10 protein-coding genes are annotated in these 13,821 nt (G+C 37.5%); 5 read left to right on the top strand and 5 right to left on the bottom strand.

Going from position 1 to position 13,821, the window contains the following annotated elements:
• Positions 1-230: 230 nt before the first annotated feature.
• From C8N46_RS14725 to C8N46_RS14740, 4 genes are all read right to left on the bottom strand, one after another.
• Positions 231-3,074, bottom strand: coding sequence for a TonB-dependent receptor (locus tag C8N46_RS14725; RefSeq protein WP_108115682.1), 2,844 nt, complete (start codon positions 3,072-3,074; stop codon positions 231-233).
• Positions 3,075-3,153: 79 nt separating this feature from the next.
• Positions 3,154-5,001: a glutamine--fructose-6-phosphate transaminase (isomerizing) gene (gene glmS, locus C8N46_RS14730; protein ID WP_108115683.1), complete on the bottom strand. Its 1,848-nt coding sequence runs from the start codon at positions 4,999-5,001 to the stop codon at positions 3,154-3,156.
• Positions 5,002-5,023: 22 nt separating this feature from the next.
• Complete coding sequence (locus C8N46_RS14735) at positions 5,024-6,664, bottom strand: DUF4270 domain-containing protein (RefSeq protein WP_108115684.1); 1,641 nt, start codon at positions 6,662-6,664, stop codon at positions 5,024-5,026.
• Between the two features lie 18 nt (positions 6,665-6,682).
• Positions 6,683-7,492 (bottom strand): glycogen/starch synthase, encoded by an 810-nt coding sequence (locus tag C8N46_RS14740; RefSeq protein ID WP_108115685.1) that lies wholly within the window; start codon positions 7,490-7,492, stop codon positions 6,683-6,685.
• 105 nt (positions 7,493-7,597) lie between these two features.
• On the opposite strand from C8N46_RS14740, the gene panC reads away from it, so the two are divergent.
• The 5 genes from panC to radA are packed head-to-tail and all read left to right on the top strand — an operon-like array spanning position 7,598 to position 12,325.
• A complete protein-coding gene (gene panC, locus C8N46_RS14745; protein WP_108115686.1) occupies positions 7,598-8,446 on the top strand; it encodes a pantoate--beta-alanine ligase in 849 nt (282 codons plus the stop codon).
• Between the two features lie 27 nt (positions 8,447-8,473).
• The gene (gene panD / locus C8N46_RS14750; RefSeq protein ID WP_108115687.1) at positions 8,474-8,824 is read left to right on the top strand and encodes an aspartate 1-decarboxylase; all 351 of its coding nucleotides are present in this window, start codon (positions 8,474-8,476) and stop codon (positions 8,822-8,824) included.
• Positions 8,825-9,787, top strand: coding sequence for a lysylphosphatidylglycerol synthase transmembrane domain-containing protein (locus tag C8N46_RS14755; RefSeq protein ID WP_394340264.1), 963 nt, complete (start codon positions 8,825-8,827; stop codon positions 9,785-9,787).
• A gap of 29 nt (positions 9,788-9,816) precedes the next feature.
• Positions 9,817-10,965: an alpha/beta hydrolase-fold protein gene (locus C8N46_RS14760; protein WP_245896874.1), complete on the top strand. Its 1,149-nt coding sequence runs from the start codon at positions 9,817-9,819 to the stop codon at positions 10,963-10,965.
• Between the two features lies 1 nt (position 10,966).
• Entirely contained in the window at positions 10,967-12,325 is a 1,359-nt protein-coding gene (radA, locus tag C8N46_RS14765) for a DNA repair protein RadA (RefSeq protein WP_108115689.1), read from the top strand.
• Between the two features lie 212 nt (positions 12,326-12,537).
• Here the strand turns inward: radA and C8N46_RS14770 are convergent, their stop codons facing one another.
• Positions 12,538-13,572 carry an NADP(H)-dependent aldo-keto reductase gene (locus tag C8N46_RS14770; RefSeq protein WP_108115842.1) on the bottom strand — a complete coding sequence of 345 codons (1,035 nt, stop codon included), beginning with the start codon at positions 13,570-13,572 and terminating at the stop codon, positions 12,538-12,540.
• Positions 13,573-13,821 lie beyond the last annotated feature (249 nt).

Here is a 13,821-nt window from a genome sequence, read left to right on the forward strand (position 1 = left end):
TAAACAAAAAATCAATTTCTAACTTCAATACTGACGAATTAGTTGGTGGAACTGGAGTTACAAATATTTACGAATGTCCTTCTGTATTAGTGAAGCCTCACTGCTTTTCTCGTGAATCATTTATCACAGTTTGCCAGTGCGAAACAGACGCTTGCTAATTAGCGTAAAATTGAATAAATAGAAAAGGCTACCAAATTGGTAGCCTTTTTTTATGTGTATGTTTTTTACTATTAGTTAATTACCCAAGAAACAAAATATTGAGCTCCAATAGTTCCCACTCCTGGTGCGCTTAGGTATTCGTGACCTAAAACGTTTGCTGCACCTAGTTTGAAGGTAGATTTTCCATGACGGTAGTTTACTTGTACATCAAATAAGGAACGTGCTGTAACCATTCCGTCAGCAAAAGTAGATTCCCAAAGGAATGCATCGTTCCATCTCCAGTTAACATTGAATCCGAAATTGTCAAACAAATCTGTTTTTCCGAAAGATGCTTTTACTTTATGCTCTGGCGTGTTGAAGTTTGTTTCAAAGTCAGGATCACTTGCTCTGTCAAAGTCAAGCTTTGCATACGTATAGTTGATGCTGAAATCAAAATCTCCAAATACTTTTGTTCCCACTTCAATAGCCGCACCATACGAATTGATGTCAGCATTTGAGTTAGAGTACAATTGGAAAGGCGTAAAGTCACCATTTGCTGCTGCAATTAATGCATTTGGCGTTGGCGCTCCACCTACTGGCGTTAAATCTGTAATATCTGATAAATCTACATTACCATAGTTAGGAACAATTACGGTTCTGTTTGCAATGAAATCTTTGTATGAGTTGTAGTATGCACTAACATCTACAGAAATATCATCAAACATAATTCCACGATATCCTACTTCAAAAGCAGCTACTTGTTCTGGCTTTACAAACTCAACATTTGCACGTTGTAACAACGCTGGGTTTGGCGCTCCTGCTGCTGCACTTGCTCCAAATGCTTGGAACGATGCCAACGTAAACGAGTTGTTGTATGCGTCGTTTCCTGAAAGTGTAACTGTTCTATCCAAACCAAATGCTTCTAATCCCGCTGGGAAATTGTTTGTGATTGGTCTAGTTGTATAACGATCTAAGTTATCTGGAGCCGAACCTACTAAGATTGCATTTCCAACGTCTAAACCGATATATTGGTCTTGCGTAGTTGGGTTACGGAAACCTGTTTGGAAAGATGCTCTGAAGTTATGTTTTTTAGCTTCGTCTGGTGAATATACTAAAGATACTCTTGGCGAGAAGTTTCCATCAAAGTTTTGCGCTTTGTCATAACGGATAGAACCCGTAAACTTCATTTTATCTTCCATGAATTTCTTTTGCACTTGCATGTACACTCCATATTCATCGTAACGAATTGGTCCGTCAACATCCGTAAAGATAGTTCCTTGCGAGTCTAGCACATATTCACGGAATGATCCTCCAATTTGGATATCAGCTACATCAATTAAGTGCGAGAAGTTATAGTTTACATCTGCGTGATATAATTTGGTATTGTCAATAAATTTTGAACCTGTTAGCAAATCACCATCTGCAGTTACACTATTTAACGCACTTCTAAATTGTGGCGAACCTGGCTCAAAACGGCCTGTGTCTGCTAATCCTCTAGCAAACGCGTGTGCTACGGCAGGGTTACCTGGTGCTACTCCCGGAATTGCTCCCGTGATTGCTCCTAAGTATCCTGTTGCGTATTCTGTAAACCATTGCTGGTCTGACTTCCATCTTCTGTTGATGTTGATTGCTGTAAAACGCGTGTCATACGAATCACCTGCCTTTTCAGCAGTTACATATCCTCTGATGAAGAAATTGTTGTTACGGATTTCTAATTTATGCTGTTGCATAAAGAAGTTTTTGATAGAGTATCTGTTTGCTCCTTGATAAATTGTGTTTCCACGTCCAATCTTAGAGTTCCAAATGATTGTAAAGTCATCTGCAAAAGGCTTGTAGTGCATTGCTAAGTCAGCTTTTACACTTTGCGCGTCATAATCCATTAAGTCGCGCTCTTCGTATCCTGTTCTAGAGATGGCTGCTGAACCGAATGTTCCTGCTGGTGCTCCAGATAGCGCATCAAAATTTAGCGTTGTAGACACCTCATCACCATAAATGTTTAAACCGTTATAGTTAGGGTCTGAAGTTCTATCGCCTGCAATAGCATCTCCTGTAGCAGCATTGTAGTTTGTGTAATCGGTTGCAAACCATTCTGTACCGTTCAAGAAAGAGAAAGAAGCTTTTACGGCTAATTTATCACTGAATGCATGTGCCGCTCTAAATCCAAAGTCTACAAAAATATTATCACCTGCATTGCTTGAAGAAGTCATTCCTGTTTTCGCATACGCGCTAATTCCTTGATGCTGATACGGATCTTTACTACGCATAAACATGATACCGTTGAAGGCATTCGCTCCATATAATGCAGAAGATGCTCCTGGTAGTAATTCTACTGTAGCTACATCTAGTTCAGACATTCCTAATAAGTTTCCTAAGGCGAAGTTTAAGGCTGGAGAAGAGTTGTCCATTCCATCAACCAACTGCATAAATCTTGTGTTGGCAAATGTGGCAAAACCTCTAGTGTTTACCGATTTAAACGTTAAACTGTTGGTATTAATATCAACACCTTTTAAATTTTCTAACGCGTCATAGTACGATGGTGCAGAAGCATTTTTAATGGCCCTAGCGTCCAAACGCTCAACCGTTACTGGCGATTCTCTAATTCTTTCTGGTGTTCTAGAAGCAGAAAGAACGATTTCGTCTAATTCTGTTCCTTCTTTTAGAACGATAGTAACGTCTTCGTTGTTTTTGGTAATTTCAACAGTAGCGGATTCAAATCCAATGCTACTTGCTGTGATTTTAAAAGGTGGTTGTTGATTGACAGATAGTTTAAATTTTCCATCAAAGTCAGTACTTGTTCCCGTGGCACTTCCTTCAACAACAATGTTAACACCTGGAATTGGCATGTTACTGCCATCAACAACTTTTCCGCTGATATTAGTTTGTGCAAATAAGCCCGCACATACCAACATAGCCAAAATTGATAGATAAGCTCTCATAAGTCTTTTGGTTTAATTATTATGAGAACAATATACGCTTTTTTAGGATATTCTTAACAAAAGAGTTAATTTTTTACTATTATTCTACCGTCACCGATTTTGCGAGGTTTCTAGGCTGATCTACGTTACAATTTCGCATAACCGCTATATAATATGACAGCAATTGTAAAGGAATTGTTGTTAAAAGTGGCGTAAGTAGCTCTAAAGTTTCAGGAATTTCAATCACATAGTCCGCAATTTTCTTAATAGAGGTATCGCCCTGCATTACTACGGCAATAATTTTTCCTTTTCGTGATTTTATCTCTTGAATGTTACTTACTACTTTCTCGTAGTGTCCTTTTCTGGTAGCAATCACTACTACTGGCATTTGCTCATCAATCAGTGCAATTGGTCCGTGCTTCATTTCTGCCGCTGGATATCCTTCTGCGTGAATGTATGAGATTTCTTTTAGTTTTAGCGCACCTTCCAACGCCACTGGGAAGTTATAACCACGACCTAAATACAAGAAGTTCGTCGCATCTTTATAGATACTAGATATTGTTTTAACGTGTTCGTCAGATTCTAAAGTTTTTTCAACTTTTGCAGGAATAGCACTCATTTCAGTTAAGTATCCGTGGAATTCTGACGTTGAGATAGTTCCTTTTTTCTGAGCTAATTTTAACGCAATTAAAGTTAATACCGTTATTTGGGTTGTGAATGCTTTGGTAGAAGCTACTCCGATTTCTGGACCTGCATGTGTGTACGCACCTGCATTGGTTTCTCTTGAAATGGAAGAACCAACTACATTACAAACTCCAAAGACAAAAGCACCTTTACTTTTTGCCAGTTTGATGGCTGCTAGTGTGTCTGCCGTTTCTCCAGATTGCGAGATTGCGATTACCACATCTTTTTCTGTGATGATAGGGTTTCTATATCTGAATTCTGAAGCATATTCTACTTCAACTGGAGTTCTAGTTAGATTTTCAAATACATATTCTGCTACCAAACCTGCGTGCCATGATGTTCCACAAGCTACAATAAGGATTCTTTGTGCATTTAGGAATTTTTCAATATTATCATCCACACCTGCCATACGGATAATTCCTTCATTTGAAAGCATTCTTCCTCTAAAGGTATCTAAAATGGCTCTTGGTTGTTCGTAAATTTCTTTCAGCATGAAGTGGTCGTACCCTCCTTTTTCAATTTGCTCTAAATTTAATTGCAATTCTTGAACATACGGATCAACGAGAGAGTCGTCTTTGATTTTACGAACTTTTACTTTTTTCCCTCTGCGAACTATTGCCATTTCTTCGTCTTCTAAGTAAATAGCATTGTTGGTATATTCAATAAAAGGAGTTGCATCAGAAGCAATAAAAAATTCCTCATCACCAATACCAATGACTAACGGACTTCCTAAACGAGCTACGACAATTTCATCAGGTTTGTTTTTGTCAAACACTGCAATTGCATACGCACCTACTACTTGATTGAGGGCAATTTGAACCGCTTTTCCAAGTTTTACATTTTCGTTTTTCTTTACATCTTCAATCAGGTTTACCAATACTTCAGTATCTGTATCCGATTGAAATGTGTATCCTCTATTGATTAATTCTTGCTTTAATGGCTCATAATTTTCAATGATTCCATTATGGATGATCACCAATTCACCAGAATTAGAGTAGTGTGGATGTGAGTTTACATCGTTAGGTTCACCATGTGTTGCCCAGCGTGTATGACCAATTGCTAACGAACCGTCAACTGAAATTTCATTTTTCACACGATCTTCTAAATCGGCAACCTTTCCTTTTGTTTTAGATAGTTTGATGTTTTTACCATCATATATTGCTACTCCGGCACTGTCGTAGCCTCTATACTCTAATCTTTTTAAACCTTTTAGTACCACAGGATACGCTTCTCTGTGACCTATATAACCTACGATTCCACACATAATTCTTTCTTAGTTATTGATATTAATTGGTTTCTGGTATTGTGTAAAAAATTTCTAACTTTAATCTTTTGTCTTCTGGAACAGCAGGCGTACTTCCGTACAATACAGTTCCAAACGGATTCATGATAGAAACAATTGGGACAAATTCTTCTTCAGTACTGGCAGTCTCTATTTCTCCTGTAGCAATCACACGAATATCAGAAGAAGTAACCAATCCGAGTTTGACGTTTGTAGAATCTTTTCGCACCAAGTTATTGATGTGTTCTGTGATTCTGATTTTATATCGCAAGGCTTCACCATCATCATCGCGTTCTAAAATGCCACCATGAACTGCTTTTGATAAAGCCGCAGATACTGGATTGACAGATTCGTCAATGAAATAATCAAATAGTGGCACATTATCGTCCATATTGTATAAGTAAATACGTTGTGGATCAACAGCATCTGCTACTTGTTCGTTGTTATTTACATAAAATACCAAATTGGCATCGTTGATTAACCAACCATTTTCTCGTATTTCTTCTAATTGATCTGCCACACCATTTCCGTCAGTATCAGGTCCAAAAAGTTCAATAATTGACATGGAACCTTCGCCGCCTTTTAAAAACAAATTATCATTACTTGCCGTCACATCCTGCGTAAATGTAGGCGTATTGAATGTATTTATAATGTTAGCGGATGATAAGCTTAGGTTAAATGATGATTTTTCCGTTTCAACAGTATCATCAGAACTATCTGTATTTCCCTGTGTGTCCACTTTTTGGTAGTTGTAATTGATTTCGATAGTTGCGTTTTGAATATCTAAAACCATCAAGGCTTCTGCGCCTTCGGCAGTGATGTGAATCCCTCTAAACAAATCTTCCGCTCTGAACACATTGTTGTTTGACAATTTCACACTTCCTTCATTATCGATGATGCGTTGTTGAAAAAAGTCTGTATCTAATGGCACACGAATTCTAGGAGAAAGAGTTTCTTCTATAATTGGATCTCCGTTTTCATCTAAGACTGCAGCTCCATTGACATCTGTTTGCTCTACTTCAATTTGTTCAAGATTGATTTCATACGCAGGATTTTCATACAGTGTTTGTCCAACACGCGTAGAAAAATCTTCATTAGAGAAATAAATTTGCGGTTCGCCATCTTCGTCAAAAGCTCTTAAAAAATAGGTGAGTTCTTGTACTTTTAAATTGAATGGCTGCGTCACATCTCCGAAAATAGAATCAACTTCTACTTCTATTTCACCATCATCATTGAGTGTATTTGTACTAAAGTATGGAATATTTAGCCAAACTTCGGTTACGATTTCCATTTCTTCGAAGTCTGTTAAATCTTCATCTTCTTGCTCTTGAGTTTTGTCGCCAAAACGTGGATTTTCAGTTCCTGCTATCAAACTAGCTTGAATTGTTAATTCTGAAAACGTAGTTCCATATACAGGATCTACATTTTTACCTAGTTGATATACTGGCAATGCATTGCCTTGTACAGGCCCTAAGCGTTTGTTGTATGCAGTAACTTGTGTGTCTGCAAACAAATTTGTTGAAAAATTATTGTTTTCAATAACTTCGTCTCCAACCGTACTAAAATCATCATCGCAAGCTATAAAGCCAAGTACCATTGAAAGCACTACCAAGCCACTTACGAGTGTCTTTTTAAATTTGTTCATGAGTGTAATCTGTTAACCTTAATTTAAAACTTTTGTATTATAGAAATCTGTGTATGCATCTGCAAATTCTTCGCTGTTTTTATATTCAAGAACTGGCTTATCAAGCCCAGTGAGATATTCTTGAACATCCGCAGGAATTTCTTCAGACGCAATAACTATGGCATCAGAATGATCCACAGCAACTTTGAGAAGGTTAGAGTAGTTTGGCTCGGCTAGTATTTCTACTGGACCATCACCAATATTATCGAATTTGATTTTGTTTAGCATTTCTTTGTCTAAAGTTCCTTCAAATTCTTGTTTGTACACTGAAGTAACAATTTTACTATCAGTAAACAATGGTTCGTCTTTGTAATATTTACGTAAGTATAAAGGCAATAAAGAAGCCATCCAACCGTGAACGTGAATGATATCTGGTGCCCAATTTAGTTTTTTTACAGTTTCAATAACGCCTTTGGCAAAGAAAATAGCACGCTCATCATTGTCTGGAAACAAATTTCCGTCTTCATCAGTAAATGTCGCTTTGCGCTTAAAGTATTCTTCATTGTCAATAAAATATACTTGTATTCTTTCTTTTGGGATGGAAGCTACTTTAATAATCAATGGCATATCCATATCATTAATTACTAAATTCATTCCTGATAAACGAATTACTTCATGCAATTGGTGCCTTCTCTCATTAATATTTCCAAAACGCGGCATAAATATCCTAATTTGTCCACCTTTACTGTTGACCATTTTAGGAGCTTCGAACGACATGGATGAAATTTCCGTTTCTGGCAAATATGGTACAACTTCAGATGAAACGTATAAGACTCTTTTATTATTCATAAAAATACTTTTCCTTTAATAATTCGGTGTAAAACATGCAAAATTACAAAAATTATGCAGATTAACAGTAATATATTAAGTTTGCACGCTGTTAATTTTTTCCAAATGACTATATTTTACACACAGAACACACTAAAAAACTTTGTTGAAGCGCAAAAATCAGCCAAAAAAACGATTGGCTTTGTCCCAACTATGGGCGCATTACACGAAGGGCACTTGTCTTTGGTACGAAACGCTATGACTGATACTGATATTGTATGTGTAAGTGTTTTTGTGAATCCGACACAGTTTGACAATGCTACCGATTTGAAAAAATATCCGCGCACACTTGATGCCGACGTAGCACTTTTAAAAACCTTAGGAGGAAATATTTTTGTATACGCACCAAGTGTAGAAGATATTTATGATACTGATGTGCATGCCGAAAAATTTAGTTTTGACGGATTGGAATTTGAAATGGAAGGAAAATTTAGAACAGGACATTTTGATGGAGTTGGTACTATTGTAAAACGCTTGTTTGAAATTGTAACGCCAAATAAAGCCTATTTTGGAGAAAAAGACTTTCAGCAACTTATGATTATCAAGAAGCTGGTTTCTAAGTACAAATTACCTGTACAAATTGTAGGTTGCGACATTCATAGAGAAGCTTCTGGCTTGGCAATGAGTTCTCGAAATCAACGCTTGTCCAAAGAAGCACGAAAAGAGAGTGCTTTTATTTACAAAACACTTTTAGAAGCCAAGAAAAAGTTTGGCACAAAAAGTGCTATGCAAGTGAAGGAATGGGTTCAAAAACAGTTCAATAAGCATCCGTTACTAACGTTAGAATATGTTGAAATTGCCAATATCAAAAACTTGAAAACTGTCAAACGCAAATCTAAAAACCAAACGTATCGCATCTTCATTGCAGCTTTTATTGAAAACATTCGACTAATAGACAATTTAGCATTGAATTAACAACTTTAAAATTAGTAACTTTGCCCCATGCAAGTACACGTAGTAAAATCAAAAATACATAGAGTAAAAGTCACAGGAGCTGATTTAAACTATATTGGAAGCATCACCATTGATGAAGACCTTATGGACGCTGCAAATATCATTCAAGGAGAAAAGGTTCAAATTGTAAACAATAACAATGGCGAACGACTTGAAACGTATGCTATTCCAGGCCCTAGAGGAAGTGGAGAAATTACCCTAAATGGCGCTGCAGCGCGAAAAGTAGCCAAAGGAGACGTATTAATTTTAATCACGTACGCGATGATGGACATTGAAGAGGCAAAAAAGTTTAAACCTGCATTGGTATTCCCTAACGAAGCCGACAACACACTTACCTAATTGAAAATCAAAACATCTAAAATATTAAAATTTCTACTCCCATTGACTTTGGGAGTTTTTTTAGTTTGGTACTCTTTGTCCAAAACACCGCTAGAAAAACTGATTGAATATTTTAAACAGGCAGACTATACTTGGGTTATTTTAGGTGTTTTTTGTGGAATTTTAAGTCATTTATCACGTGCGTATCGTTGGCAATACATGTTACAACCAATGGGCTACAAACCCAAATATGCAAACAATGTGATGGCGGTTTTTGTGGCGTATTTGGCAAACTTAGGAATTCCCCGCTCAGGAGAAGCCTTGCGCGCACTGACGTTGACCAACTATGAAGATGTTCCGTTTGAAAAAGGTTTTGGAACTATTGTTGCCGAACGCATTGCCGATCTCATTATCATGTTTATCGTAATTGGAATTACATTATATCTTCAATTTGATTTCATTTGGGATTTGCTCACTAAAAATCTCAACCCTACAAAACTTATCTTGCTCTTTGCTGTGATGATTCTTGGCGGAATTGGCTTGATTATTTTTATAAAAAAAGCAAAAAAAGGAATCGCACTCAAAATAAAAAACTTCATTCTCGGTATCTACGAAGGTGCCACAAGCATTTTACGAATGAAGAATAAGTGGGGATTTATTTTGCACACACTCTTTATTTGGGCAATGTATCTTTTAATGTTTTACCTCACCATTTTTTCGGTAGAAGAATTACATGGAAAAGTTCCGCTAGGTGCCATGTTGATTGCCTTTATTGCAGGAAGTTTTAGCATTGCTGCAAGTAATGGCGGTATTGGTTTTTATCCAGTTGCCGTTGCGGGCGCATTCTCTTTATTCAACTTGCCAGAAGATCCAAGCATGGCTTTCGGCTGGATTATGTGGGCATCGCAAACATTGATGATTGTAATTCTTGGCGGATTGTCTTTTCTGTACCTTCCTATTTTTAATCGCGAAAAAAATCTTTAACTTGTACGCTAAATTAACCTATCTACCTCATGAAAAACTATCTCATGCTACTCGTTGCGTTTCTAAGTTTTGCAACGGTGCAATCGCAAACTACTGTTGAAAAAATAAAATCGGAAAAACTAAACGAAACCCGCGATATTCAATTATACATTCCAGAAGGCTATTCAGAAGATAAAGTATATCCCATTATTGTAGTGTTGGATGCGCATTATTTATTTGAAAGTGTTGTTGCCAATACGCGTTATTACAGCTATTGGGACGAAATGCCCGAATGTATTGTGGTAGGCATAAATCAATACGAAAAAGAAAATCGCGCTAAAGAAGTTGCCTTTAATGACGCTAGTGGTTTGCCTGAAAAGAAAAGTGCTGACTTTTTTGAATTTATCGGAATGGAATTGATTCCTTTTGTGGAAAAAAATTACAAAACCGCCAACTTCAAAATGATTATCGGACATGATGATACTGCCAATTTTGCGAATTATTACCTATTTAAAGAAGCACCACTGTTTGATGCGTACATCAATCTAAGTCCCTATTTTGCTCCAAAAATGGAAGATCGGATTGTAACACGATTGGAAGAGTTTGAAACCAAAAAATTCTACTATCTAGCAACAGCTGACGAAGACACTAGAAAAGAAGCGCAACGCGTGCGAGCGTTAAATGAATCGCTAAGTGCCTTAAAAAATGAAAACATCTTTTATTATTATGACGATTTTACAGAAGCCAATCACAATTCGTTAGCGGTTCAAGCAATTCCAAGAGCCATGAGTAAAATATTTACCATGTATCGTCCTATCAGCGTTAAAGAATACAAGGAAAAAATAGTCACTCTCCAAACTTCACCGTATCTCTATTTGATAGACAAATACAAAACGATTGAAGAGCTTTTCGGTTTTGAAAAACGTGTTACGGTCAACGATTTTATGGCGATTTATGCTGCTGTTAGAAAAAATAAAAAAGATGAAGATTTAGAGCTGTTAGCCAAACTAGGTAAAAAAGAATATCCCGATACTGCGTTATTTCACTTTTTTATGGGCGAATTTTATGAAAAAACAGGAAAGCCTAAAAAAGCATTGCGCATGTATCAAAATGGTTTTAGCATGAATCCGATTGACTTTATCACAAAAGATTTAATGCTCGACAAAGCAGACAAACTCAAACAAGATTTCGGCTGGTAATATGGCAAAAGTAAAAACGACTTTTTTCTGTCAAAACTGTGGTACGCAGTACGCAAAATGGCAAGGACAATGTTCTTCGTGCAAACAATGGAATACCATTGTAGAAGAAGTCATTCAAAAAGAAGTAAAAGCCAATTGGCAACAACAAGAAAAAGGACGTACACGTGTTGCAAAACCTACATTGATACACGAAATAAGCTCCGCAACAGAAAAACGCTTGCCCACTTCCGACCAAGAATTGGATAGAGTTTTGGGTGGTGGAATTGTTCCTGGCTCATTGATTTTACTAGGTGGCGAACCTGGTATTGGAAAAAGTACCTTGTTGCTTCAAATTTCGTTAAAATTACCCTATAAAACCTTGTATGTTTCGGGCGAGGAAAGTCAAAAACAAATCAAAATGCGCGCGGAACGCATTAGTCAAAAAAACGCCAATTGTTTTGTACTGACAGAAACGAAAACACAAAATATCTTCAAGCAAATTTCAGAAGTCAAGCCAGACATTGTCGTGATTGATTCCATCCAAACCTTGCACTCTGACTATATAGAATCGTCTGCAGGAAGCATTTCGCAAATTCGTGAATGCACTACGGAATTGATCAAATTTGCCAAAGAAAGTGGCATTCCTGTATTTTTAATTGGTCACATTACCAAAGATGGAAACATTGCAGGACCAAAGATTTTAGAACATATGGTAGACACGGTTTTACAGTTTGAAGGCGACCGAAATCACGTGTATCGTATTCTGCGTTCGCTGAAAAATCGCTTTGGTTCTACGTCTGAATTGGGCATTTACGAAATGTTATCCGATGGTTTGCGCGAAGTGCACAATCCGTCTGAAATCTTAATTTCCAAAAACGCCGATGAACTCAGCGGAACAGCCATTGCAGCAACGCTAGAAGGTGCACGACCGTTAATGATAGAAATTCAAGCCTTAGTCAGCACTGCTGTGTACGGAACACCGCAGCGAAGCACTACAGGTTACAATGCAAAACGTTTGAATATGTTGTTGGCAGTGTTGGAAAAACGCGCAGGGTTTAAATTGGCAGCAAAAGACGTCTTTTTAAACATTACAGGCGGTATTAGCATTGACGACCCTGCCATTGACTTGGCAGTGATTGCAGCAATTTTGTCTAGCAATGAAGATGAAGAAATTTCAAAAACGAATTGTTTTGCTGCAGAAATTGGATTGGCAGGAGAAATTCGTCCCGTCAACAGAATTGATCAACGTATTTTAGAAGCTGAAAAGTTAGGGTTTACTACTTTTTTCGCGTCCAAACACAATAAAATTTCTTTAAAAAATCCCAAAATCAAAATCGTGTTGATTTCACGAATTGAAGAATTGGTTTCAGCGTTGTTTTAGGAATTGAATGATTTAAGAATTTAAAAAACACGTCTACAACCGTCTATTCAAGTAGTTTTTCGCAATGGAATGACGAAAACGAGAATAGCTTTGAAATCCTAGCTGTTCTCGACACAAAACTCTTTCAGAATTTCACGAACTGACGCTTAGCAAAAGTCTATATTCCAAAAGCGTAAGCAATCTAGATCCTAGTAGCGAAGCGATCTAAGAAACTACGACGCCGGATTCGGAATTTCGTTATGAATTTCGTTAATCGCATCTAAAATTTCTTGTGACAACTCCACATCAATACTGGCAATGTTTTCTTTGAGTTGCTCCATTTTGGTTGCTCCAATGATATTTCCGGTAACAAATGGTTGCTGATTAACAAATGCTAAGGACATTTGCGCCAAGCTCAGTCCATGCTTTTTTGCTAATTCTGCATACTTTTCGGTCGCTTTGGTTGCTTCTGCACTGCTGTAACGTGCAAATCTTGGGAATAAGGTCAAACGTGCATCTTTAGGAGATTTTCCGCCTAAATATTTTCCAGATAACACACCAAATGCCATGGGCGAATAGGCTAACAAACCAACGCCTTCATGCATCGCAATTTCGGATAAACCTGAATCGAAACCTCTACACAATAACGAATACGCATTTTGAATCGTGACCATACGTGGCGCGCCTTTTTTAGCTTCTTCCAAATAACGCATGGTTCCCCAAGGTGTTTCATTGGAAATTCCTACTTGGCGAATTTTCCCTTCTTTGATTAATTCGTCAAGCGTTGCTAAAATTTCGTGGAAATTGTATTCCCAAGCATCGTTCGGATTGTGTTGATAAATACGCTGCCCAAAGGTATTTGTGGTACGTTCTGGCCAATGCAATTGATATAAATCTATATAATCGGTTTGCAATCGCTTCAAGCTGTTTTCCACCGCATCTTTGATGGCCGATGGAGCAAAGCCATTGGTTCTGATATGTGCTGTGTAGTCGCCCGGACCTGCAATTTTAGTTGCCAACACCACTTTATCACGATTTCCTGTTTTTTTAAACCACGTTCCGATGATTCGTTCCGTTTCTGCGTAGGTTTCTGCGGTTGCAGGTACAGGATACAATTCGGCAGTATCAAAAAAGTTCACACCTTTTTCCAATGCGTAATCCATTTGCTCATGACCTTCGGCTTCGGTATTTTGATTTCCCCAAGTCATGGTTCCTAAGCAAATTTTACTGACTTCAATATCGGTGTGTGGAATTTTAGAGTATTTCATAGTATGTTTTTTTTCTTTTTCGGTTTTTTTATTTGTTTTCTTTTTTGTTTGATGTCGCATTAAGGATGGAGCGGTTTGTTTGAGCTCTTTGTGAGATGCTGTATCTCGACTGCGCTCGATATGACAATCAAATGATAATCTCACAAAAGCGAGTAGCGAGAGCCTGACCTCCGATTTGTCGGAGGGAATGCCCAAACCTTATGGACTATTATTTCATAATTTTTTTACTTTAGATTCCTGCCTTACTGA

This window comes from Kordia periserrulae (assembly GCF_003054265.1).
Taxonomy (GTDB): domain Bacteria; phylum Bacteroidota; class Bacteroidia; order Flavobacteriales; family Flavobacteriaceae; genus Kordia; species Kordia periserrulae.

What these genes read in the sequence shown, in the direction of transcription:
- C8N46_RS14770 (WP_108115842.1), bottom strand. Translation starts at nt 13,572, where the DNA reads ATGAAATACTCTAAAATTCCACACACCGATATTGAAGTCAGTAAAATT.
- C8N46_RS14740 (WP_108115685.1), bottom strand. Translation starts at nt 7,492, where the DNA reads ATGAATAATAAAAGAGTCTTATACGTTTCATCTGAAGTTGTACCATAT.
- C8N46_RS14725 (WP_108115682.1), bottom strand. Translation starts at nt 3,074, where the DNA reads ATGAGAGCTTATCTATCAATTTTGGCTATGTTGGTATGTGCGGGCTTA.
- panC (WP_108115686.1), top strand. Translation starts at nt 7,598, where the DNA reads ATGACTATATTTTACACACAGAACACACTAAAAAACTTTGTTGAAGCG.
- radA (WP_108115689.1), top strand. Translation starts at nt 10,967, where the DNA reads ATGGCAAAAGTAAAAACGACTTTTTTCTGTCAAAACTGTGGTACGCAG.
- C8N46_RS14760 (WP_245896874.1), top strand. Translation starts at nt 9,817, where the DNA reads ATGAAAAACTATCTCATGCTACTCGTTGCGTTTCTAAGTTTTGCAACG.
- panD (WP_108115687.1), top strand. Translation starts at nt 8,474, where the DNA reads ATGCAAGTACACGTAGTAAAATCAAAAATACATAGAGTAAAAGTCACA.
- C8N46_RS14735 (WP_108115684.1), bottom strand. Translation starts at nt 6,664, where the DNA reads ATGAACAAATTTAAAAAGACACTCGTAAGTGGCTTGGTAGTGCTTTCA.
- glmS (WP_108115683.1), bottom strand. Translation starts at nt 5,001, where the DNA reads ATGTGTGGAATCGTAGGTTATATAGGTCACAGAGAAGCGTATCCTGTG.